20 protein-coding genes and 1 pseudogene are annotated in these 22,093 nt (G+C 66.6%); 13 read left to right on the top strand and 8 right to left on the bottom strand.

Annotation, left to right across the window (positions count from 1 at the left end; translation table 11 throughout):
* Positions 1–239, bottom strand: a 239-nt coding sequence (locus ACOADB_RS18985; protein ID WP_378601960.1) for a hypothetical protein, incomplete at its 3' end; no start/stop codon positions are given.
* Positions 229–582, bottom strand: coding sequence for a hypothetical protein (locus ACOADB_RS18980; RefSeq protein ID WP_378601957.1), 354 nt, complete (start codon positions 580–582; stop codon positions 229–231). The genes ACOADB_RS18985 and ACOADB_RS18980, both read right to left, overlap by 11 nt.
* 336 nt (positions 583–918) lie before the next feature.
* Here ACOADB_RS18980 and ACOADB_RS18975 point away from each other — a divergent pair.
* The 4 genes and pseudogenes from ACOADB_RS18975 to ACOADB_RS18960 form a co-directional block, all read left to right on the top strand.
* A pseudogene (locus ACOADB_RS18975) lies at positions 919–1,164 on the top strand (single-stranded DNA-binding protein); the annotation flags it as partial.
* Between the two features lie 17 nt (positions 1,165–1,181).
* Entirely contained in the window at positions 1,182–2,219 is a 1,038-nt protein-coding gene (locus tag ACOADB_RS18970; protein WP_378601954.1) for a DUF4192 domain-containing protein, read from the top strand.
* A 10-nt stretch (positions 2,220–2,229) separates the two neighbouring features.
* Entirely contained in the window at positions 2,230–2,385 is a 156-nt protein-coding gene (locus ACOADB_RS18965) for a hypothetical protein (protein WP_378602085.1), read from the top strand.
* A gap of 390 nt (positions 2,386–2,775) precedes the next feature.
* Entirely contained in the window at positions 2,776–3,420 is a 645-nt protein-coding gene (locus ACOADB_RS18960; protein ID WP_378601951.1) for a DNA-processing protein DprA, read from the top strand.
* Positions 3,421–3,903: 483 nt separating this feature from the next.
* Here the strand turns inward: ACOADB_RS18960 and ACOADB_RS18955 are convergent, their stop codons facing one another.
* The 6 genes from ACOADB_RS18955 to ACOADB_RS18930 form a co-directional block, all read right to left on the bottom strand.
* Positions 3,904–4,533 carry a GPR1/FUN34/YaaH family transporter gene (locus tag ACOADB_RS18955; RefSeq protein ID WP_378601948.1) on the bottom strand — a complete coding sequence of 210 codons (630 nt, stop codon included), beginning with the start codon at positions 4,531–4,533 and terminating at the stop codon, positions 3,904–3,906.
* Between the two features lie 66 nt (positions 4,534–4,599).
* On the bottom strand, positions 4,600–6,756 hold the full coding sequence (locus tag ACOADB_RS18950; protein ID WP_378601945.1) for an acetate--CoA ligase family protein: 2,157 nt from the start codon (positions 6,754–6,756) through the stop codon (positions 4,600–4,602).
* Positions 6,757–6,763: 7 nt separating this feature from the next.
* The gene (locus tag ACOADB_RS18945) at positions 6,764–7,585 is read right to left on the bottom strand and encodes a CoA-transferase subunit beta (RefSeq protein WP_378601942.1); all 822 of its coding nucleotides are present in this window, start codon (positions 7,583–7,585) and stop codon (positions 6,764–6,766) included.
* Entirely contained in the window at positions 7,582–8,493 is a 912-nt protein-coding gene (locus ACOADB_RS18940) for a CoA transferase subunit A (protein WP_378601939.1), read from the bottom strand. Before ACOADB_RS18940 ends, ACOADB_RS18945 begins: the two co-directional genes overlap by 4 nt.
* A gap of 16 nt (positions 8,494–8,509) precedes the next feature.
* Positions 8,510–9,436: an SDR family NAD(P)-dependent oxidoreductase gene (locus ACOADB_RS18935; RefSeq protein WP_378601936.1), complete on the bottom strand. Its 927-nt coding sequence runs from the start codon at positions 9,434–9,436 to the stop codon at positions 8,510–8,512.
* A complete protein-coding gene (locus tag ACOADB_RS18930) occupies positions 9,390–10,772 on the bottom strand; it encodes an FAD-dependent oxidoreductase (RefSeq protein ID WP_378601933.1) in 1,383 nt (460 codons plus the stop codon). Before ACOADB_RS18930 ends, ACOADB_RS18935 begins: the two co-directional genes overlap by 47 nt.
* A 170-nt stretch (positions 10,773–10,942) precedes the next feature.
* Here ACOADB_RS18930 and ACOADB_RS18925 point away from each other — a divergent pair, with 170 nt between their 5' ends.
* The 9 genes from ACOADB_RS18925 to ACOADB_RS18885 all read left to right on the top strand — a co-directional run bounded on the left by ACOADB_RS18925 (position 10,943) and on the right by ACOADB_RS18885 (position 22,089).
* The gene (locus tag ACOADB_RS18925; RefSeq protein ID WP_378601930.1) at positions 10,943–11,728 is read left to right on the top strand and encodes a phosphosulfolactate synthase; all 786 of its coding nucleotides are present in this window, start codon (positions 10,943–10,945) and stop codon (positions 11,726–11,728) included.
* Entirely contained in the window at positions 11,725–12,675 is a 951-nt protein-coding gene (locus ACOADB_RS18920) for a DUF7714 family protein (protein WP_420281053.1), read from the top strand. The genes ACOADB_RS18925 and ACOADB_RS18920 overlap by 4 nt, the downstream gene beginning before the upstream one ends.
* Complete coding sequence (locus ACOADB_RS18915; RefSeq protein WP_378601924.1) at positions 12,672–14,078, top strand: class-II fumarase/aspartase family protein; 1,407 nt, start codon at positions 12,672–12,674, stop codon at positions 14,076–14,078. The genes ACOADB_RS18920 and ACOADB_RS18915 overlap by 4 nt, the downstream gene beginning before the upstream one ends.
* Positions 14,059–15,051, top strand: a complete 993-nt coding sequence (locus ACOADB_RS18910; RefSeq protein WP_378601921.1) for a 1-aminocyclopropane-1-carboxylate deaminase/D-cysteine desulfhydrase — start codon at positions 14,059–14,061, stop codon at positions 15,049–15,051. Before ACOADB_RS18915 ends, ACOADB_RS18910 begins: the two co-directional genes overlap by 20 nt.
* Entirely contained in the window at positions 15,048–16,568 is a 1,521-nt protein-coding gene (locus ACOADB_RS18905; RefSeq protein WP_378601918.1) for a lyase family protein, read from the top strand. Before ACOADB_RS18910 ends, ACOADB_RS18905 begins: the two co-directional genes overlap by 4 nt.
* Before the next feature lie 115 nt (positions 16,569–16,683).
* Positions 16,684–18,111 carry an aldehyde dehydrogenase family protein gene (locus ACOADB_RS18900; RefSeq protein WP_378601915.1) on the top strand — a complete coding sequence of 476 codons (1,428 nt, stop codon included), beginning with the start codon at positions 16,684–16,686 and terminating at the stop codon, positions 18,109–18,111.
* Between the two features lie 91 nt (positions 18,112–18,202).
* Entirely contained in the window at positions 18,203–19,936 is a 1,734-nt protein-coding gene (locus ACOADB_RS18895) for a PucR family transcriptional regulator (protein WP_378601912.1), read from the top strand.
* A gap of 126 nt (positions 19,937–20,062) precedes the next feature.
* On the top strand, positions 20,063–21,079 hold the full coding sequence (locus ACOADB_RS18890) for a thiamine pyrophosphate-dependent dehydrogenase E1 component subunit alpha (RefSeq protein WP_378601909.1): 1,017 nt from the start codon (positions 20,063–20,065) through the stop codon (positions 21,077–21,079).
* Positions 21,067–22,089 carry an alpha-ketoacid dehydrogenase subunit beta gene (locus ACOADB_RS18885; protein ID WP_378601906.1) on the top strand — a complete coding sequence of 341 codons (1,023 nt, stop codon included), beginning with the start codon at positions 21,067–21,069 and terminating at the stop codon, positions 22,087–22,089. The genes ACOADB_RS18890 and ACOADB_RS18885 overlap by 13 nt, the downstream gene beginning before the upstream one ends.
* Positions 22,090–22,093 lie beyond the last annotated feature (4 nt).

Here is a 22,093-nt window from a genome sequence, read left to right as displayed (position 1 = left end):
CCCTGCCCGGGCAGGCTGCTCCACAGCGACGCCGCGGCCGTGACCAGGTCAGGCCAGCCATGTAGGAGCCGGCCGGCGTCGTCGCCGGCGACGTCCATCAGCAGGTGGCGCGCCGTGTGGTCGACGTCGTGCAGCAGCTCGCCGACGGTGCGGATGTCCCGAGAGGTGAGCGGGATCTGCGTGATGTCGAAGAGCGCGTCGTCGACGTCGGCGAAGCCGCGCCGGCGGTCAGCATCCAAGGTCGCGTGCCTCCCGGATCAGGTCGCACAGGTCGACCACCAGTTGGGAGCTGTTGACCAGGTCGGGCCGGTGGGCCGGGAGTGGCCGGGTGAGCTCCTCCGCGGCCGTGAGCAGCTGCAGCGCGCTCTGCCCATCGAGGTCCTCCTGGTCGACGTCGGGCAGCTGGTAGTCCTCGGGGAGGAGTGAGCTGGCCTGCGCCTGTGCCAGGTAGACGCCGAGACCGAGGGACTGCAGCGGTGAGTCGGGCTCTGCCCCTTCCCAGACGCGGGTGGCGGCCTGGTGGAGCAGCTGGGCGATGGAGCCGAGGCGGTCCCAGGTGTCATTGGCGGTGAGGGTGTTCACGGGTGGTTCCTTTCGATCGGAGTGGTCCGGGATCGGGTCTGGTCCATGAACCCAGGTCGGGCCCGGTCCCTGCTCTGGCTGGATTGGGGCTGTGGATAACTCCGTTGGTGTCGGCGGCTGGGCACAAACTGGTCTCGTTTTCCTAAGTCGCGCGGAGGTCGTCGAACGATCACCCCGCGGCAAAGTCGAGAGATTCGCACTAGTGCTGACCGATGGAGGTGGTCGAGATGAAGGTCCCGATGACGGTGCTGAGGGTCGTGACCCTCGGGCCTGCGCTGCTGGTGAGCTTCGTCCTCGCCGTGGTGGTGTTCGCGCTGCTCCCGCCGGCGCTGGGCCTCGCCGCACAACGTCAAGGTCTACGGGTCCGCCGCCACCCACGTCCACGACACCTGCGGCTCCGGGGACCCGGTCTTCGTGCACGGCCTCGAGCGCACCGAGAGCTGGCCGGCCAAGGAGACCGGCGAGAAGCGCACCAAGAACGTCGTGGTCGTCGACAACCGCTTCGGCGAGGTCGGCATTTCGCTTAGGTACGTCTCCGCCCGGATCGAGCGTGCCGAGCGCGCCGCGGCGCAGGCCGGCTGAGGGCGGGGACGGGCCCGATGGACCTCGTCGTACAGTCCCCGGACGAACTGCTCGCCGCAGTGCCCCACGTCCTCGGCTTCAACATGGCCCGAGGAGTCGATCATCCTGATCCCCTTCGGGCCCGGTCTCCCGATCACCCGCGTCGACCTGCCCAAGACGGCACGGGCCCGGGACGAGGTCTGGGATGCGATCGCGGACGTCTACGGACGGCATGCCCGGCCGGGCGCGCGGGTCGGCATCGTGTGCATCACCGAGGACCGCCGCAGCGCCGAGCTGGCCAGCCAGCACCTGTCCACCCGGCTGGACACCGTCGGCATCACCACGCACCTGAGGTTGTCGGCCGACGGCGAGCGCTGGCGGGAATTCAACACCGGGGCCACCGGCCTGCAGACCCAGGCGACCGCCGAGCGGATCGCCGCGAAGACCGTTTTGACCGGCGCTGTCCAACCCGCCGCCAATCGGGCCGCCTGGCAGCGTCCCTGGTCGGAGACCGTGAGCCGCTCGCCCAGGTCCTCCCTGAGGCGCGCGCCGCGGCAGTCACGCGCAGCCCCAGCGGCGAGCGCGAGTGGGCCCTGGACCGACTCGAGCAGTTCCACGCAGACGGAAACCGCGTCACCGACGTCGACGGCGCTCGGATGCTCGTGGCCCTGGAGACCATCAGCACCCGAGACGCGCTCTGGGAGGACATGAGCACCCATAACACCGCATCCCACATCTCCCTGTGGACCGACCTCACCCGGCGCGCGCGGGACGAAGTCCGCGCGGCGCCGGCCTCGATGCTCGGCTTCGCCAGCTGGCTGCGCGGCGACGGGGCACGTGCCTGGTGCGCACTCGACGAGGTGCCGGCCGACCGGCCCTACTCCATGGCCGCCATCGTCGCTTCGGCGCTGCAGAACGGCCTCCATCCCCGGGAGTGGGAGCGCCACCAGACGCAGATGCGCGAGGTCGGCGCCGAGCTCGACGAGTCGTTCGTTCCGAAGCCACCCGGCCACCACAACCAGCGGGACGCCCCACGGGCTCAACCCGCCACCGACCGACCTGCCCCCGGCCGCTGAGGAGAGATCCGTGATGGACCGCGACGACACCACCCCGCAGCAGAGCGTCACCGGGCGCCAGCTGCAGCGACTGGTCGTGCCGGCACCTGCCGCATACGACCCCAGCAAGCGCATCGACGTCATCCACGAACCCGACCTCGACCTTCTGTGGGGAGGCACCGAATAGGCGCCACAACCAGCGACGTCGACGAGGCCGACCGCCTCGCACGCGTCAAGCTCAGCTGCACCATCGAGCCCGGCGACCTCCGCGTCACCGGGCTGGTCAGCGAGCTCGGGGCAAGCAAGGTCCTCGGCTACCTCGAGGCCGCCGCCGAGGTTCAGCCTCACTGGGCCTTCTCGATCGGCCACGATCTCGCCCACGTCGACCCCAGCCGGGTCCTCGAGCAGGCAGAGAGCCGCGGCATCCGGTTTCTCACCCCGGCCGACGCCGAGTGGCCCAACCGACTCGGAGCGCTGCGCGAGGCCGGCGCGCTGCACGACCGTGGCGGCGAACCTGTCGGCCTGTGGGTCAGAGGCGAAGGCGACCTCCGCCAAGGTGGCGGCCAACGCTGTGGCGGTGGTCGGATCACGAGCTGCGACCAGCTACGGCATGGAGCAGGTGAGCGACCTGAGCCGAGAGCTGACCTCCACGGGTCAGACCATCGTCAGCGGCCTCGCGTTCGGCGTCGACCAGGCCGCCCATCGCGGAGCTCTGGCCGCCGGCGGCCCCACCATCGCCGTGATGCCCTGCGGAGTCGATCGCCCCTATCCGACCGCGCACGCTCAGCTGCTCGAGGCCATCGCGCAGCGCGGCCTGGTCGTCTCCGAGACCCCACCCAGCACGGCCCACACCCGAACTCGATTCCTGGCAAAAAACAGGATCGTGGCCGGCCTCGCCGAGGGGACCGTGGTCGTCGAGGGCGCCATCCGCAGCGGCGCGCTCAACACCGCCCACTGGACCACCAACCTCCACCGGCCCCTCACGGGCATGCCCGGCCCCGTCACCAGCGCCGCCTCCACCGGAGTCAACCAGCTGATCCGTCACGGCCAGGCATCCATGGTCACGAACGCCCAGGAGGTCCTCACCGACCTCACCACGGCCACCGCCGTGGCGAGCGCGCCACCGATCGACCAATCCTACGTCCCCGCGACGCGTCGCCAGGCGCCCGACCGCGTCCCGCCGACCGCCGCCACGATGTCGCGATCCGCGCCCGGCCGGTAAGCCCCGCCCAGCTGCACCGGATGATCCGGCCCTGTGGATAGCCTGCTTTGCGTCGGAGACCCCGCATACCGTGGCCACCAGACCGGATCTCAAGCCAGCACCGCCGGACGTTCAGGAGGCACCACCGATGATCGAAGGAGCAATGCAGCCGCCGAGCGCGAGCGCTGTACGAGTCGACTGGATGTGGAACACCCAGGTCGAGCGCGTCCTGGACGCCCCCCGACCTCCTCAGCTGGGCCAGCTGATAGCCACCCAGCAGCGCCCGACCGTACGTGCAGGTGGGCGTCGATGGGCGGCTACCTGCCAGCACAGACCTACCGCGAGGAGGCCGACACAGCTGGTCCTGGGTGACCGGACCGCGAAGGCGACCCCTGTCGGAAGGTCTGGAGGCGGCCCGTGCCTCCTGTCGCCAGCCACTGGAGGCCGCGGGTTGGGTCGTCAACGAACGCACGATCGCGAACCTCGAGCGCGTCCTGCAGAAGCTCAGCGGAGCACTGGACGCCCCAGCGCGAGTGGCTTGCCGCCGGTGGCGGCCGAGGCGGCACTCACAAAGAGGTAAGCGCCTACGAGGACAAACGCGAACACCACGAAACCGGCGGTCTTCTGTAGTCCCAGAGACCCGTTTGCGGTGGCGAGCAGAACGAGCAGCAGCGCGAGGTCCACGAGCACGAACAGCAGGGTAAAAGCCAGGGGGAGCCGGAGTGTCACAAGGGTCAGCATGACGATCATCACCAGCCAGCTGATGAGGAACAGTTCCTGGGTCCTGATTGCATCGTCGGCCGCGATACCGAACCAGTTGTGGGTGAGGCCAAGGACGAGCAGTGAGTAGCTAAGCCAGAAGCCGGCGAAGACCCCGAACACGGCACCGACAACGCTCTGGCCGATCGCGGCCGCCCAGATGGCTGCGATGGTCAGCCCAAGCCCGGTGGCAGCAACCAGGATCGCCAACGAAGCTCCGGCGGCCGCTGGGGGCACGAATCCGACCAGTACTAGCCCCAGCGCGGTGGAACCGACGATGAAGGACGGCAGTCCCAGAACCGAGGGGTCCCCGGCCCAGACTGGTGCGGGTTCGACCGCTACAGGGTGGTTGAGATCCAGGTCGGACGTAGTCATGCAGCACCTCTTCTTCGGGGCACGGCCGGGTTGGCCGTGGCGCCGGAGGTCCGACGCGCTGCGACCTTATGGGCGTCGAACTGCGTCAGGCTCCGTCCTCGGAGGACCAAAGAATCGACGGTCGTTGGGCCGCCCGGGAGCAGCGGTGGACACGCGGACGTCGACGCAAACACAGCCCGCGGGCGTCGCCAGCACTGGGTTTAGTTCCAAGACGTCCAGATCACGATGCCGGACCATCAAGTCGCCCACGCGGCACACGAGCTGGGCGACGGCGGATATGTCGACCCCGGGTGAGCCACGCACTCCATCGAGGATCGCGGAGCCACGCAAGCTTCGTAGCAGCGCGTGGGCTTCCTGCTCGGAGAACGGCGCGCCCGCGAAACGTACGTCGTCCGAGAGTTCCACCAGCACGCCACCCAGGCCAACGACCACCACCGGACCGAAGGTCGGGTCTTGCAGCCCGCCAACGACGAGCTCGACTCCGGTGGCCATTGGTTGGATCAGTACCTGCGCATCGTCGTACGATCCGAGAAGTCGCCGGGCCGCGCTCCCCACCTCGTTTGCGTCACGCAGACCGAGGACCACCCCGCCGACATCGGTTTTGTGGGTGATCGACCCATGTTGCAACTTGACCACAACGGGGTAGCCGAGATCCTTCGCGGCCTCGACCGCCGACTTCTCGTCGCGACACAGGGTGCCAGGCACAAGCGGGATCCCCTGATCGGCGGCGAACGCCAGGTCGACGGCCGGGTCGTACCCGAGTCCCATGGGAAGCGTGTCCGCGCCGCGCTCGTCGCAGGTCGATCGCAGCACAGCGGGCGCGGACCGGAGTTGACCAAAGCGGACCGCATGTCCGATAGCTCGGGCGGTTCGCTCCGGCCATTCGAGAACTGGCACGCCCGAGCGCCGGAGCATGGCCGCGACGGGCCGCTGCGACTGCCTGGCGACCCAGCACACACAAACGGTGACTGGAACACCGTCACGGCGCAGAGTTTGAACGGCATCGACGAGCCGCTCTGCCACCTCATGATCAGCCGCGCGCTGCAGCAACACGGCCACCACGACGTCGACCTCGCCGGACCGGGCTAGGTCCTCGACCAGTGAGGGGTAGAGATCGGCGAAGCGCGACCAGACCGGTGTGATGTCTACGGGGTTGCGAGGACTGGCATATGAGGGGAGGTCGCGGGCCAATCGCTGCTGGAGCGTGTCCGAGAGTTCGGGTACCTCCAGCCCTTCCGCCTGGAGCAAGTCCGTCAGTTCCGTGCCGATGCCACCAGAGTTGGTCACGACGGCCACGCGGGGCCCACCTGGAATGGGTTCTGCATCAAGCAGCGCCGCGACGTCGAGCATCTCAAGCCCGGTTCGGGTCACGATGGCCCCTGCCGAGACCAACACGTCCTCCCAGACCCGCCTGCTGGTTGCGAGCGCCGCGGAGTGCGAGGCCGCTGCCCGCGCTCCGGAGGGAGATTGGCCGAGAAGCGTCACAACGACAGGCTTGTCCGGCACGAGCGCTCGAACCTGCTTCAGAAGCTCCTGCCCGGCGCCCACTGACTCCAGCAGAAGGCACGCCACCCGTGTCTGAGGGTGTGCTGCCAAGTGACCTAGAACCTCAGCTTCGTCGACATCGGACCTGTTGCCGGTCGAACAGCCGACGGCGAATCCGTATCCGTCGTCCGCGGACAGCACGGGCAGCGCCATCGCATATGAGCCTGACTGAGTTACCAGGCTGACGCCCCCTGAAACGGCGATCGATTCGCGGGTCAATGACGCATTGAGGGAAGTACCAACAACTTGCACTCCCAGACAGTTCGGTCCGAGCAGCAGCATTCCGGCCCCGCGGGCGATGGCTACCAACTCGTCCTGCAGGATTCGTCCACGCTCGCCTGATTCGGCGAAGCCGCCACTGAGCACGATGCAGGCACCAATTCCGGCTGCCGCGGCGTCGGCCACGACACGTGGAGTGGCTTCGGCGGGCACGGTCACCACCGCCAGGTCGACCGGCCCTGCCACCTCACGCAGCGAACGGTGAACGTGGTGCCCCTCGAGCTCACCACCGTGGACGTTGACCGGCACAACCTCGCCCCCGAATGACGAGAGGTTCGTCCAGACCAAGTTGCCGACGCTCCCCTCCCGTGCGGAAGCGCCGACCACGGCGACGCGCCTGGGCTCGAACAGCGCCCGCAGGGATCTTGGCCCGAACGGCTGCTGGTCACTATCCGTCATCCCATACTCAGGCGATCGCAGGCTCGGACGTGAAGGTGCGGTCGAGTTCGGCAGAGTCGAACTCACTTGCATGTACAGCAAGCGGGTCAACGGCGCGCACCATTTCAAGCTCCTCCGGCGTCGGTACGGGCACCGTGCCCAGATCCGAGGAGATTTGCAGCTCGAAGCCGGTCGAGCGCTCCACCTCTTCGAGTGTCACGTCGGGGAACAGCTGAACCAGGCGGGAGCGTCCAGCGTCGTCGTAGTGGAACACCCCGAGTTCGGTGACGAGGTGCTGTGGCCCCCCACCTGTGTAGCCGAGCTCGACCCTGCTGCCACCCGGGGAGCGATGGCCGAAGTCGGTGATGAAGTCGCACTCGCGTACGAGCGTCCGGCCGGAGCGGTGCCGGGTCGTCCAGAGCGTCAGGTTCTGGATGGTCGCCGAGATGTTGCAACCGCCGCCACCACCACCCAACTTCACCTTCAGTCGATCCAGCGGCCCGACGGCGGTGACATTGGTGTTGCCGTAGGGGTCGATCTGGCCACCGGAGAGAAACATCCGGTCGACTTCGCCTCGGCAGGCGGCGTCGAAGAATTCTTCGAAGCGCATGCTGTAGGCCGCCCCGTATTTCAGGGCATGGTCGTTGCTGGTCGGCGGCACAAAGGGCGGGTCCGGGTTGACGGCGTACATCGCCCCCTCGATCAGGAGCATGTTCGGCGCGTGCGTACGGCGGGCAACGTGCATAGCCACTTGCGCGCAAGGACTCCCGAACCCGTGGAAGACGACCTCACGGTCAGAGATCGTCCGGGCCAGCGTGACCACGAACCACTCAGGCAGTGTCCAGTTCATGCGAACAGTTCCTTCCACTCCTCGATCGAGTGCGACCATGACATCAGTCGGTCCAGCCGGTCCTGGCCCAGCGCCGCACGGTAGGCATCTTCGCCGCCGAGTCGCGTTACCCAGTTCGTTAGGTATTCCTGAGCCGTTTGGGTCTGTCCGGCCGCCGCTACGTACGTCGCCAGGTGTTGCCGGTCGTAGGCGTACCCGGGGTAGCAGGAGGTCGGGTGTGCCCCGAACGGAACCTCGACCACGACCGATACGCGGTGTCCTGGAATGGTGACACCGGTCGCCACGACCTCCTCGGTCGTGACCAACCGGTCGACCGTCGCCACGACCTGTCGAGCAGCACGGGCGAAGTGTTCGTCGAGCACGTAAGGCTGCTCCAGGTGCAGATTTCCAGCCCGATCGCCAATCGGGGCGTGGATCAGGGCAACGTCTGGCTCAAGCGGCGGTACGGCGACGAGTGTCTCCCCGGTAAACGGGCACACTGTCTCGGCGTACTCAGGGTGCATTCGACGGATGTCGGTCCCCTTCACTCCGCGAACGGGGAGGAAGGGGAGGCCCATCTGTGCCGCGCGCAGTTGGGTCAGCATCGTTACACAGCAGGTCTCGCGAATCTCCAGCTCGCCTGCCTCCGCCGCGCGCCGGTAGGAAGGGGCGAGCCCAAGGTCCTGTTCGAAGCCCACATAACTCTCTTCGCAAACCGAGACTGCGCCCGCGGCGACGAGAAGGTCGACGTCCATGCCGTGGGCAGAGCCCACGACGTGCAGGTTCCGCCGGCCGAGCCTTACCAACTCTCGGACGAGGGCCATCGGAAGCCGGGAGGACAGGCCGCCGCCCAGCGCCACCATGTCCCCGTCGCGCACTCGGGCAGCGGCCGACGGCAGATCGCCTACTTTGTCCTGATCGACGAACATCGCGCTCCTTCTTCCTTCATTGGCTGGTCATTCCGCCGTCGACCGTCAGCACTGAGCCGGTGACGAAGGCCGACTCGCTCCCGGCGAGGTACAAGGCGGCGGCTGCGATGTCCTCAGGCTGGGCAAGCCTGCCGATGGGGTACTTCACGAGCGTCATCGCAAGTCCGCGTTCCAGGTCTCCGTCGCCGCGCGCCCTTAGGAGCGGTTCCATCAGCGGGGTGTAGACCGTGCCCGGCGCGATGACGTTGACGCGGACGCCTCGTGGTGCCAGGTCCACCGACATGGACCTGGTTAGCGCCAGCACCGCACCCTTGGCGGCGCAGTACGCCGCGAAGTTCGCCACACCCACGATTGCGGCGACCGAGGCCTGGTTGATGATCGAGCCCCCTCCAGCCGCCAGCATGCTCGGCAACACGGCCCGAGAAGCAAGGAAGGTTCCTTTGGCGTTGATCGCCATACAGCGGTCCCAGTCGTCCTCGTCGGCGACATCCACGGCACCGGTACTGGCGACGCCGGCGTTGTTGTAGAGCACGTTCACCGGACCGAGCGACTCCACCAGTGTCCGAACAGCTGCGCAGACCTCAACATCGACCGAGACATTCGCCGCAACGGCGATGGCCCGTGCGCCCTTTGCCGTCAACTCGTCAGCGACCCGGGTCGCGGCAACTCGGTCGACGTCGAGAACGCCAACCGCCGCTCCTTCGGCCGCAAAGAGGTGGGCTGCGGCACGGCCGATCCCAGCCCCACCACCAGTGATGAGGGCGACCTTGCCGCTGAGCCTGCCGGTCAACATGCGATGGACCTGTACTCCAAGCCGAGTGCCCTTACCAGAAGGCTCTCCATCTTCAGCGTCTCGAGCGTCGGGCTCCCGATGCCATGAGCGACGACCACACGGTTCATAGTCCGCGGCTCCCGGCGACGGCTGACGGACGGTTCGCCTCACGCTGGGCGGCCTGGGCCACCTGCGTGATCGGGTCGTAGACAGGGGAGAAGGGAGGCGCATAGGCGAGATCGAAGCCGGCCAGGTCATCGACGGTCGAGCCGGAGTGCAACGCCGCTGCGACCACATCGATCCGCTTGGCCGCGCCGTCGGCTCCGACGATCTGGGCTCCGAGGATACGTCCACCGCGTTCGTGGACCAGCCGAACATGCATGGCTGCCGAGCTCGGGTAGTACTTTGCGCGCGTCTTCGCGGACACATCAGCAGCGACAGCATCTAGGCCTGCGGCCCTGGCCTGCTCGAGCGAAAGCCCTGTGTGTGCGACCTCGAGGTCGAAGACCTTGACGACGGCTGTCCCCACGACACCAGCGAAGGCTGCGTCCCCACCGGCTGCGACGATGCCCGCGACACGGCCGGTCTTGTTCGCGGCGGGCCCGAGCGGCACGTACGACGGTGCGGCCAGGACTCGGTGGTGGTGCGCGACGCTGTCGCCCGCGGCGAAGACACCGGCGTGCGACGTCTGCATTCGTTCGTTGACCAGCAGTGCACCTGCCTGCGATGTTGCGAGGCTGGCAGCAGCGAGTAGGCCGGTGCGGGGACGTACGCCGAGCGCGAGTACGACAAGGTCTGCAGTCAACTCGTGGTCGTCTAGCTCGACGACCACTGCGTCGGTGCGCAGTTGGAGCCCTCGGAGGCTTGAACCGAGGTCCAGTTGGACGTGCTTTCGCACCTCGACCTCGACGCGCTCCGCGATGACCTCGTCGAGCGTTGACATCACGCGCGGTAACCGGTCCACGACAGTCGTTTTCACACCCCGGTGGGCCAAGCAGTCCGCGACCTCAAGACCCACGTAACCCGCGCCGACGACGACGGCTCGGGCCACCTCGGGGAGCCGGGCACGCAGAGCCATCGCGTCATCGAGGCTGCGGACCGTTACGACTCTCGGGTCTTCGGTCCGGAGCGTCGGTGGGACGATCGGTTCAGCGCCTGCTGCGTAAACCAGCGTCGAGAATTCCAGGGTCTCGCTGTCTGATGTTTGTGCCGTGCGTTCATTGAGGTCGAGTGCCACGACCTCGACGGAATGGCGCAGGTCGATGCGGCGATGTTCGATGAACTCGGTCGGCGGATGCGCGATCAAGGAGGCGGCGTCCGCGACCAGGCCGGCCAGATAGTAGGGAATGCCACAGACACCGTAGGCGGAGTAGCGACCTGACTCGAGGACGGTTATCTGAAGGTCCGGGTCTGTCCGGCGTGCCGCGGAGGCGGCCGACATCCCGGCCGCACCTCCGCCGATCACGAGGAGGCGCTCCGCTGGGTTGCGCCGAAGATGGTTGGACACCCGGCCAACCTAGGGAGGGTGATGCCGATCGACCCATAGCCTAAAAGGGCGAACAACCGCTGGTTCTTTGCCCTCTTGGGCCGGGGTGGACCCCGGCGATCAGGCCTAGCGTCCCGTTGAGTCAGCGTCAATCACGACGTGACGAGCGCGACGCAGGAGGAGACGATCGGATGTACCCACCCTCATTCCTGGCAGTTCCTGGACGTTCAGGGAAACCGCGCGTTGCGGGCCTAACGCATATGCTCGACAAGGGACTGGGCGTCATCGCGACTCGCGAACTGCTTGAAAGTCACGTGGACCTGGTCGACATCGTGAAGATCGGCTGGGGTATCGCCTACGTCGACTCCTCGGCACAGCGTCGCATCCAAACGTACGCTCGTGCAGGGGTCCCAGTCTGTTTGGGCGGCACGCTTTTGGAGATCGCCGCGGCCCAGAACCGGGTCGATGAGTTGCGCGTCTGGGCCCTCGAAATCGGCGTCTCCATGATTGAGGTTTCCAACGGTCTCGGTGTGCTCGATGCGGACCGAAAGAGTCAGCTGATCCGCACTCTTAGTGCCGACTTCACGGTTCTCGCAGAGGTCGGAAGCAAGGACGACCGCCCACCGGTTCTCGCCGCTTCTTGGGCGGCAGAGATGGAGCGTGACCTGGAGTCGGGCGCTGCCTGGGTGATCGCGGAGGGACGTGAAAGCGGAACGGTTGGGCTCTACGGTGCTGACGGCCACGTGCGCGAAGACCTCATCGCGAAGCTGACTTCGCGAGTACCCGTTGATCGTATGATCTTCGAGGCGCCCCAGAAGGCGCAGCAGACCTGGTTCATCCGGTCGCTGGGACCTTCGGTCAATCTCGGCAACATCGGCCCCGACGACCTCGTAGCCCTAGAGACGCTCCGGCTCGGCCTGCGCGCCGACACCGCACTCGTCGGGTCGTTGATGCTTGGAAGCTCGTCACGCCGGTGATACCGCTGCCCATCCCGAATACGATCTCGCGTCCTTACCGGGGGCTGTCGCTGCAAGACGTCGAAGTAGACCTAGACGACACCGACGCGGTGACTGCCTTTCTGATGGGCCGCGAGGTCTATCGACGCACCCGGTGGCTGCTGTTGCGCAACGACGCACGGCTGGCTCTGGTCGAGGTGCGTACCGCAAACGAAGCGCCGTTGCTCGCTCCGGTGGTGCAATTGCGGGTCCTATCCGGCCCTGCCCGTACCACCTGGCTTGAAGACGCGACGGTCGACGTCGGCAGTGCGACGGCCCTGGCCAAGGCGGTGGAGCTCGCGCTGAGCCCGGATGTGGACGCTTATGCCGTGCAGGGTCGCTATGAGCATGTCAACGTCATCTGGCGGCCCGAGCCGGTACGGGTGACTGTCACCGAGGTCATCCCGCCCGAGCCGGCGAAGTTGTACGAGATGGCCCGCGCAGCCGTCGCCTTCGACGAAGATCTCCCTCCCATCGATCTGGTGCTCGACGCCGTCGACATCCGCGAGCTTGCTCGTGAGCACCGCGCTCCGGTCTACCTGCTCCCGTGTCGGGGCTCTGGCGTCGACTTGCCCGGTGACGTCGCCTTTCTCGACACGCATCCGCCCGCACGGGAGGGCTGGCTGTTGGTGGGCTGTGGACGCTCGCAACAGTTCCACCGACACTTCTACGGTACGGACGCACGGCAGGTGGATTTCTGCCCGAGCATCCGCGCCGCTGATCACCTCACCGGTCGAGTTCTCACTAAGTGCTGCATGCTGGAGCGTGGCGTCGAGCGTCATGGGGATCGGGTGGTCGTACCTTGGGGCTCGACGCTCGATGAGGTGCGCCTCGCCCTGCGTCTGCTCAATGGCCTAGGCCCGGTCGCCGAAACCGGCCCCCTCGGCTCGGCCCGCACCGTGCCAGTCGCGGGAATCGAGGGCCTGTGAGTGCGCACCTGACTGACTCCGAGGTCTATGGCCACTTGTGGGCCTCGCCCGAGGTGCGCGCGCTGTTCACCGACGAGGGCCGGACATCCGCGTGGCTGGACATCCTGGCAACACTCGCCGAGGCGCAGGCGGATACCGGCCTGGTTCCGCAGGCCGCAGCGGAGGCGATCCGTCGCACCGTGACCACATGGCGCCCCGACATGGCCGAGCTCGGCGTCCGAACGCGGGAGACCGGCCACTCCACCATGGGACTCATCCAGATGCTCCAGGAGGTGCTCCCCAAGGAGGCCGGCGAGTGGGTCTACTACGGTGCAACGGTTCAGGACCTGACCGACACGTGGTTCGCCCTGGTGATGCGGACCATGACGACGCTGCTTCAGCGCGATCTCGATCGCGCCCGAGGAGCCGCTGCTGCGTTGGCCAACCGCCATCGCAACACCGTCATGTGCGGCCGCACCCACGGTCAGCCAGGGCTTCCCATCACCTTCGGTTTCAAGGCGGCGGTGTGGGCGGCAGAGCTCGACCGACACCTCGACCGGCTCGAGGAAGGCAGGTCCCGGCGCGAGCTGGTGCAGATCGGCGGCGGTCTGGGCACGATGGAGTTTTGGGGTGGGGAAGCCGAGTCGATGTCCGTCGCCTTTGCCAACCGGCTGGGGCTCGCCATACCGACTGTTCCGTGGTTGACCGCCCGCGATGGCGTAGCCGAGTTCCTGTCCTTGCTTGCGCTGGTAACCGGGACGATCGCGAAGATCGGCGACGAGGTGTACGAACTCCAGCGCGACGAGATCGGTGAACTGCGTGAGCCACTCACGGACGGCACGGTGGGCAGCATCACGATGCCGCACAAGCGCAACCCCGAGCTTTCCGAGCTGGTCAACACGCTGGCACGGCTCGTGCGTGCTGCTGCGTCATTGGCTCTGGAGGGAATGGTCCACGGGCACGAACGGGACGGCCGGGCGTGGAAGACCGAGTGGCTGATCATTCCCGAGGCCTGTATGTACGCAGGTGCGAGCGTCGCTGCTGCCATCCGGCTGCTGGAAGGGCTTGAGGTGGACGCCGACAGGATGCGCGCGAACCTCGACCGGCTGGGCGGCTACCCGATGTCCGGGCCGGTCATGCGGGCTCTGTCGGACAACATCGGCAAGCACACGGCCCAGCGGCTCGTGCAACAGGCGGCGCGTGAGGGTCGCGAGCGCGGCGTTGACCTCCGGACGGCTTTGGAATCCGCGTTGGCCTCCGCTCCGGGGCTGGCGCTGGACTCGGCCGAGCTAGATCGGCTGCTGGATCCGGACCAGGCCTTGGGCTCAATTCCTCGGTTCGTTGACGCCGTGGTGGGTCAGACGGACATGTTCACCGTCGGTGACCCAAGCGGAGGAGGGGTCGATGAGTGCGACGGCCTTTGAAAGGATAGTGCAGCGGCTAGCGCGGGTGCGGCTCGCGTGCCTGCCAACTCCCCTGCACGCGGCCCCCCGACTGTCGGAGGAGTTGGGTGTCCCGATCTGGTTCAAGCGCGACGATCTCACCGGGATCGGTCTGGGCGGCGCAAAGGTGCGCGCGCTCGAGTTGATCCTGGGCGACGGCCTGGCTCGTGGGTGTGACGTCCTCGTGACAGGGTCCGGGCCGCATTCCAACTGGTCGATGCTGGCGGCGCTCAGCGCCCAGCGCTGCGAGATGGCGTCGGTTCTGTGCTTCTACGGCGATCCTCCGCCGGACGCGACGGGGAACCTGCGCCTGGCTCAAGAGTTCACCGGAGCGACGGTGATGTTTTCTGGCGACTCCGCGCGGTCGTCGGTCGATGCGCTCATCGAAGAGGTCGCCGCCGACCTTGAGAGACGTTCACGCCGACCGCTTGTCCTTCCCCGCGGCGGTGCCGTGGCGCTCGGTAGCGTGGGTTTCTACCTCGGTGCCCGCGAGATCCGCGAGCAAGCGGATCGCATCGGGTTGCAGACTCCGGTCGTCTGGCTGGCGACCGGTTCGTGCGGCACTCAGGCCGGGACTGTCCTGGCAATCGCGACCGGTGAGCTGGACCGGGTGGTAGGCGTAAGTGTCAGTCGGCCAGTGGCCGAGTGCGTCAGGAGGGTGCAGGACCTCGCCATCGGTGCCGCGGGCCTGCTCCAACTACCCGCTCCTGACTCTGCTTCGGTCGATGTGCGCGACGCGTGGATCGGTCCCGGATACGGAGTCCCCTCCGAGGAGGGGAAGGCCGCAGCGGCACTCGTGGCCAGGACCGAAGGGGTCCTCCTCGATCCGTGTTTCGGGGCCAAGGCCATGGCCGCGCTCATTGGGAGTGCAAGGGCGGGCGAGGAGAAAGGACCTGTGGTGTTCCTGGTCTCCGGAGGCGCGCCGACTCTGTTCGCAAAAGAGATGGCACTGTGACCGCAGCGATCCCCGAGGGATACCTCGGAACCTCAGGACGTATATCCGAAGGACCTGCACCCGAACTGATCGAAGCTGGATATCGGCTTGAGCTGGGCGATGCCGAAATGCTGCACCATGGCCTTCACCTCGCCGACCTGGCACACGTGATCTCGCTGGACCGGCAGCGGCTGATGCCCGAGGCAGCGGCGCCTGCCTTGCTCACCCAGCTGCTTGAACTCGGCGAAGTGACCTTCGCTGATTTCCAGTTCGATGTCCGACTCGGCGACGCGTACAACAGTCGCGAGCAAGAACTAGTCAGGCGTGCGGGCGATCTCGCAGGTTGGGTCCATCTTGGCCGCACCCGCCGAGAGGCTGGTCGGATCGCGTTCCGGCTGTCCCTGCGCGACCAACTTCTCGACCTTGGCGATGCAGTGGCGGCGTTCACTGACGTTGTGGCGGATAGGGCAGTGTCAGCCGCCGAAGTCGTTTGGTCCGACCTCACCTACCTGCAGCCGGCGCAGCCTTCGACCTTTGGTCACTACCTGGCGAGCTTCGCTGAGGAGGCAGCGCGACACCTGCCACGTCTGAAGGCTGCGTACGTATGGGCTGATATCTCGCCGGCAGGCTCGGGTGGGGTAGGCGGGACCCGCATGAGCCTTGATCGAACAGGCCTTGCAGATCTCCTCGGGTTCTCAGCTGTCGGGCGCAACACCAGGGACACGATGTGGAATCTCGACGGGCTCGTGGATGCGGTGACAGTGGCCGTCCAGGCCACGCTGACCGCATCGCGTTTGGCCGAGGATCTGCAAATCTTCGCGAGCCCAGGGTTCGGATTGGTGCAGCTCCACGCCTCACACTGTCGGGCCTCAGTCCTGATGCCGCAGAAGCGCAACCCCTACGCCCTCGCCGTGATCAGGGCTGGGGCGGGCACATTGGTCGGTCGGCTGACCGGCTTGCTGACAACGTGCCGTACGCCGTCTGGCCAGACTGACAACTGGCTTCACACCTACGGCGAGGTGACCTCCTCGCTGGCACTGGCCACCCGGCTGTTGGCGCTGGCCCGAGCGGTGGTGGAGCGACTGGAGTTGGACGATGAGGCGCTCGCGCAGAGTGCTCATGACGAGCAGACTGCCGCTACCGACCTGGCTGACGCGATTACTCGCTGCACCGGGGTGGATTACCGGACGAGCTACCGGATCGTCGGCCGAGCTGTGGCAGTTAGCCTCGCGACGGGACACGGGCTGTCAACTGAGTCGGTCAACGAGGCGGCCGCGGCTGTCACTGGCAGTGACAACTTGTTGCGTGATGGGGCTGTCGATGTCGCGGCGATCCTCGATCCGGTCCAGGCGGTCTGTACCCGCCAGGAGTTGGGCGGCTGTGGTCCTGCTCAGGTCCGACAGGAGATGAGGGCGCTGCGCCCGGAGGTGAAGCTGCACCGAGATTGGCTAAACGCACGCCGGACCGCCCATCGAGAAGCCGAGACCGCCCTGGTGTCGGCGGCCCGGGCGGTTGTTCGCGCCGGTACCGAAAGCTAGGTGGCCATCTTGGTGCGAGCATGCTGCGGACGTGTCCTCGGAGGTCCGCGAATCGAGGGGCTTTCGTCCCGTCGGGCCGGTTCGTTGTCCGGCTCGGAAAGTGCACGATGCAGTCATGACCACCACTCTCGCCACTAAGCCAACCGCACAGGACGACGCGGACGAGGTCGCCCGTGTTGTAGCCGCCGCTCGTGCAGCCTCCGAGAGGATCGCGGACTGGGACCAGGATCGGGTCGACGGCCTCGTGACAGCGCTTGCGTGGGCCGTTGTCCGCCCCGATCACGCGCAGGCGCTGGCCCGCCTGGCCGTGGACGAGGGTGGCTTCGGAACCTATGAGGACAAACTGATGAAGATTCAGCGGCGGGTGGTCGGCCTGCTAGCCGACATGCGCGACGTACGAACCGTCGGCGTGGTCGAGGAACTCCCGGAACGGGGCTTGGTCAAGATCGCGAAACCTGTGGGTGTGGTGGCGGCTCTGATTCCCACCACAGGTCCGGATGCGACCCCCCCGATGAAAGCGATGATGGCTTTGAAGGGCCGCAACGCGATCATTGTTGCTCCACATCCGCGGACCCGGAAGACCAGCGAACTTGCAGTCGAGTTGATGCGTGCCGCTTGTGCCCAGGTAGGTGCGCCAGAGGATTTGGTGCAGAGCCTTCCTTCTCCTTCGATGGGAAAGACCACTGCTCTCATGCAGCAGGCCGACCTGATCGTCGCCACTGGGGGTGCAGGCATGGTCAAGGCTGCTTATAGCTCCGGCACCCCGGCATACGGTGTCGGCGTGGGCAACTCGGTGCACGTCATCGACCAGACCGCGGATCTCGACGACGCCGCCGAGATGATCGTGACTGCGAAGACCTTCGACCTGGCGACAAGCTGCCTGGCCGACAACTCGCTCGTGATCGAGAGCACGGTGTACGACGCACTCATCGGCCGCCTCCGGGCTCGGCACGGCCACGTGTGTAGCCCTGACGAGAAAGCTGCTCTGCAGCACGTGATGTGGCCTGATGGAGGAGAGATCCCGGCAATCGAGGTGATCGCCAAGCCGGCCGCGACGATCGCTGAGCTCGCCGGCTTCGTGGTGCCTCCGGAGACCGCGTTTCTCGTGGTCGAAGAAGACGGCACCGGCCCGGCGCACCCGTTCTCCGGGGAGAAGCTCTCCGTCGTCCTGGCGGCCTACAGCTACACGGGCGGCATCGATCAGGCGGTCGCCTTGGTCAACGCGATCACGACCTACCAGGGCCTGGGACACACCTGCGGCATCCACACGTCCCGCGACGCGCACGTCGAGGCGCTCGCAGCTGGTACCCGCACGGCACGCGTGATGGTGAATCAGAGCCTCAACGAAGGCGCCGGCAGCCCGCGCAACGGACTGCCGTTCACGCTGAGCCTGAGCTGCGGAACCTGGGGCGGGAACGTCACCACGGAGAACGTGAATGCGCGTCACTTCGTGAACCTGACCTGGGTCTCCCGGCCAATCCCGCCCCGCGTGATCGACGAGCAGGACCTGTTTGAAGCTCACTGGGAACGCAACGGACAGTAGGCTCCTCGTCCCAGCGGGACACAGAATGGCTGCTTTCTAGTCCAGATAGGACGGGTCACGCGCGTCGTGGCGGAGGTAGCCTGACCCTGAGATGGACCCGACACAGGCGATCCCAGAGCGGGGTCATGCAGCCGACAGCGGCGGAGGCGTATTTGACTTGTCTCCGGTCGCTTTGCGAGAACAACTCACCAACATGCGAGGGCTGTTGGTGTTGTCGATCTTGATGACCGAAAGCCCCGACGAGGACCAGATCCTCAATCTGGCGACGTCGTCTGCATCCTCGTTTGGATCATGGCGGGTCCATGCGTTCGCCTTTGTCGATGAGGATGTGCTCTGGACTGCCCGAGGCACTGCGCATCATCGGCAGCGGATCCCTGAGGACCTCGCGGTCGCACTCACGCGATTAGAAGAAATGGGGGGCCGGTTGTCGTGGCCTGTCGCGCCCTGGACCTATGCCACTCCAATGCGAACTCCAGGCGGGATGCTTGGGCACCTCATCGCATCCGCCGACCAACCGCCGAGTCAGGAGGAGGGGTTCCTGATCAAGGTGCTCGCCCAACAGACCGCCGTGGCTGCGTCGAACGCCCGACTTCGGGCCATCGAACGTCAGCAGACCGTCGAACTCGAGTCCGCCAACGCAGCGTTGGAACAGACCGTGGCGGACTTGCGGCGCGGCACTGAGATTCACGCCCGACTGACGGCAGCTGTCGCGTCGGGCGAGGGGTCGAACGGCATCGCCCAGATTCTGCACGAATTGTCGGGACGTCCTGTCGCGATCGAGGACCGCCATGGAAACCTGCGCGCGTGGGCTGGGCCGGGCGAGCCAACGCCGTACTCGAAGTTGTCAGCGCAAGAGCACGAGGTCTTGGTGCGCAAGTTGGGGTCCCAGCCCGGATCCCTCCGTCACGGTGGACGAATCGTTGCTATGGCCTCGCCTCGACCAGGGGTCGCGGGGCTCATTGCACTCGTCGACCCAGAGGACTCGTGCGACGCGGCAGACATCATGGCGCTCGAGCACAGCGCCACTGCGCTCGCCGTTGAACTCGCGCGGGTTCGGGGTCTTGCGGACGCAGAGATCCGGCTGCGCCGCGATCTGCTGCACGATCTGCTTGCAGGCATCGACGACGAGAGCGCCTATGCCCGTGCGGATGCGCTCGGCTACGACCTCGGGTCCGAGCACAGGGTGCTGCTGGTTGACTCGCCCAGCTCGGCAGGAAGCGAGGACGACATGCTACACGCCGTGCGTCGGGCGATGCGCGAGGTCGGGATCATTGGCTTGCTCGGCACTCTCACCGGCTCGGTCGTCATCGTCACCAGCGGTTCGGGGGACTGGGAGCCTTTGCGTGAGGTCATTGTCCGAGAGCGAGGGGGTCGCCAATGCAACCTGAGCGCAGGTAGTGCCCGCCAGCGCCCCTCAGAGGTACCAGAGTCTCTGCGTGAGGCGCAACTGGCCTTGCGCCTCCTTCAGGTCTTGGGAGGAGCGCCACGCTCAACCGAGTATGACGACCTGGGGGTGTTCCGTATGTTCGCCGCAATTCCCGAACTAGGACACGTGGACGCCTTCGTCCGCACCTGGCTCGGGGCGCTCATTGACTATGACGCGGGCAAAGGCGCCGAACTCCTGCACACGCTTACCGTCTATCTGGCCGAAGGCGGTCACTACACCGAGACGGCGAAGGCGTTGATGGTGCATCGCAGCACCCTCAAATACAGGTTGCAGCGGATTCGGGAACTGACCGGGTTCGACCTCAACGACCCCGAGACCAACTTCAACCTGCAACTCGCAACGCGCGCCTCGCTGGTGCTGCAGGCCGTTCACCACTGAGTGAGCACTGCCCCCAGTGGGGCGGACGTCCCGCTGACTTTCGCCCCTGCAGGACGGTGCGACACGGCTCCACGCGTGACTACGGTCACACAAGTGGAACCAACAGTCGACACTAGGACGGGCCGAGTGACTCAGGAAACCGTGGCAACGAGAACACTCGAGGACGGGGAGGTCCCCAACGTCGAACTCTTCCAGAAGGTCGTAAACATCCGCCGATTCCTGGAGAAGGTCGATGCCCTGTACCGCCAGGGACGGGTGCATGGCCCGGCACACCTTGGCCTGGGCCAGGAGGCGATCGCAGTCGGCGTTGGTTCACTTCTGCGCTCCGGGGACCGTTCGATCGGGACCTATCGGGGTCACGCCCACGCCCTCGCCCGCGGTGCCTCGCCAGAGTCAATCCTGCGCGAACTACTCGGCCGTGAGGGCGGGATCTGCGCCGGCAAGGGCGGCTCGATGCACATCACTAGCGTCGAGCATGGCTACTACGGCTCCTACGCCATCGTCGGTGCTCACCTGACTATCGCCAACGGGTTGGCCTGGGCGGACCAGATCCAGGGGAACGATGCGGTTACCGTCTGCTTCTTCGGCGACGGGACGGTCAACATCGGGGCCTTCCACGAGGCGCTGAACTTGGCAGCGGTATGGAAGCTCCCGATCGTATTCGTCTGCGAGAACAATCAGTACATGGAGTACACCCCGATCTCGGCGATGATCCCAACCGCGCGTCCCGCTGCGGACAAGGCAGCCGCCTACGGAATGACCCCGATCGTGGTGGACGGGAACGACCTCACCGAGGTGCGTCGCGTCATCGGGGCCGCGATCGAGGACGCGCGTTGTGGCCGGGGGCCTGCCCTCGTGGAGGCCGACACCTACCGCCTGAAGGGACACTCGGCGGCCGACGCCGGGAAGTACCGTCCCGCCGAGGAGGTCGAACGGTGGCGCTCCCGTGACCCGCTCCTGGTCTACCGGGAGCAGCTGATCGCTGCGGGACTCCTCGATGAGTCGGCGGCGGAACAGATCTGGACCGACGCGCGAGACGAGTTGAACGCGCTGACCGAGGCGGTCCTAGAGGCGCCTCCACCGGACGCGTCGGGAGTCTGGACCGACCTATGGAGCGACGGGAGTTCGTCGTGGCGCAACTGAGTTTCCGCAACGCGGTGCGCGACGCACTGGCGCAGGAGATGCGCAGAGATGAGCGTGTCATCGTGCTGGGCGAGGACGTTGCCATCGGCGGTGTCTTCAAGACAACTGCCGGTTTGCTTGATGAGTTCGGCCCGCGGCGAATTTGGGACACGCCGATCTCCGAGCAAGCGATCGCCGGAGCGGCTATGGGTGCCGCCATGGCCGGGCTGCGACCCATCGCAGAGATCATGTTCTCCGACTTCTACGCCACGTGCTGGGATCAAGTGGTCAACGAGATCGCCAAGACGCGATACATGACCGGCGGACAGGTCGCCATCCCGCTCGTGCTGCGCGGAGCCAACGGCTTTGGCAGCCTGGGATTTGGAAGCCAGCACGGTCAGGCATGCGAGAACTGGGCGATGACGGTTCCTGGCCTCAAGATCGTTTCCCCCGCCACCCCGGCCGAGATGAAGGGCCTCTTGGCGGCTGCCATCCAGGACCCAGACCCGGTGCTGGTATTCGAGCACAAGGCGCTCTACGGGGCTGTCGAGGAGGTGCCTGAGGGCGATCTGGTCATCCCGCTCGGCTGTGCGCGGACTGTGCGCACCGGTCGGGACGTCACGCTGGTCGGGCTCTCCATCACGGTGGTGACTTGCCTGGCGGCCGCTGAGCAGCTCGCTGCCCAAGGCATCTCCGCTGAGGTGATCGACCTCCGTTCCCTTGTCCCGCTGGATGCACAGGCGGTCCTCGAGTCCGTCGCCCGCACCCACCGGCTCGTGATCGCCGAGGAAAACCCCGGTCAACTGGGGTGGGGTGCCTCACTGAGCTCGATTGTTGTGGAAGAGGCGTTCGGTGAGCTCGCCGGACCACCGGTCCGAGTCTCCGGCGGAAACATTCCCTACCCGGTGGCCAGCGTGCTCGAGGCGGAGGTCGCGGTAACCCCAGAGCGGGTCGTGCGAGCGGTCCAACAGGCACTTGGCATCTCGGCACCCACCACGGTTGCGGTCCCGCAGCCTGCAGCAACCAACTGAGGAG

It is taken from the genome of Nocardioides sp. CPCC 206348, assembly GCF_048654705.1.
Classification (GTDB): domain Bacteria; phylum Actinomycetota; class Actinomycetes; order Propionibacteriales; family Nocardioidaceae; genus Nocardioides.
This window is presented reverse-complemented; position numbering and strand designations above follow the sequence as displayed.

Coding starts and splice junctions, on each gene's coding strand:
- ACOADB_RS18925 (WP_378601930.1), top strand. CDS start 10,943: ATGTACCCACCCTCATTCCTGGCAGTTCCTGGACGTTCAGGGAAACCG.
- ACOADB_RS18940 (WP_378601939.1), bottom strand. CDS start 8,493: ATGTTCGTCGATCAGGACAAAGTAGGCGATCTGCCGTCGGCCGCTGCC.
- ACOADB_RS18910 (WP_378601921.1), top strand. CDS start 14,059: ATGAGTGCGACGGCCTTTGAAAGGATAGTGCAGCGGCTAGCGCGGGTG.
- ACOADB_RS18950 (WP_378601945.1), bottom strand. CDS start 6,756: ATGACGGATAGTGACCAGCAGCCGTTCGGGCCAAGATCCCTGCGGGCG.
- ACOADB_RS18945 (WP_378601942.1), bottom strand. CDS start 7,585: ATGAACTGGACACTGCCTGAGTGGTTCGTGGTCACGCTGGCCCGGACG.
- ACOADB_RS18895 (WP_378601912.1), top strand. CDS start 18,203: ATGGACCCGACACAGGCGATCCCAGAGCGGGGTCATGCAGCCGACAGC.
- ACOADB_RS18970 (WP_378601954.1), top strand. CDS start 1,182: ATGGACCTCGTCGTACAGTCCCCGGACGAACTGCTCGCCGCAGTGCCC.
- ACOADB_RS18900 (WP_378601915.1), top strand. CDS start 16,684: ATGACCACCACTCTCGCCACTAAGCCAACCGCACAGGACGACGCGGAC.
- ACOADB_RS18955 (WP_378601948.1), bottom strand. CDS start 4,533: ATGACTACGTCCGACCTGGATCTCAACCACCCTGTAGCGGTCGAACCC.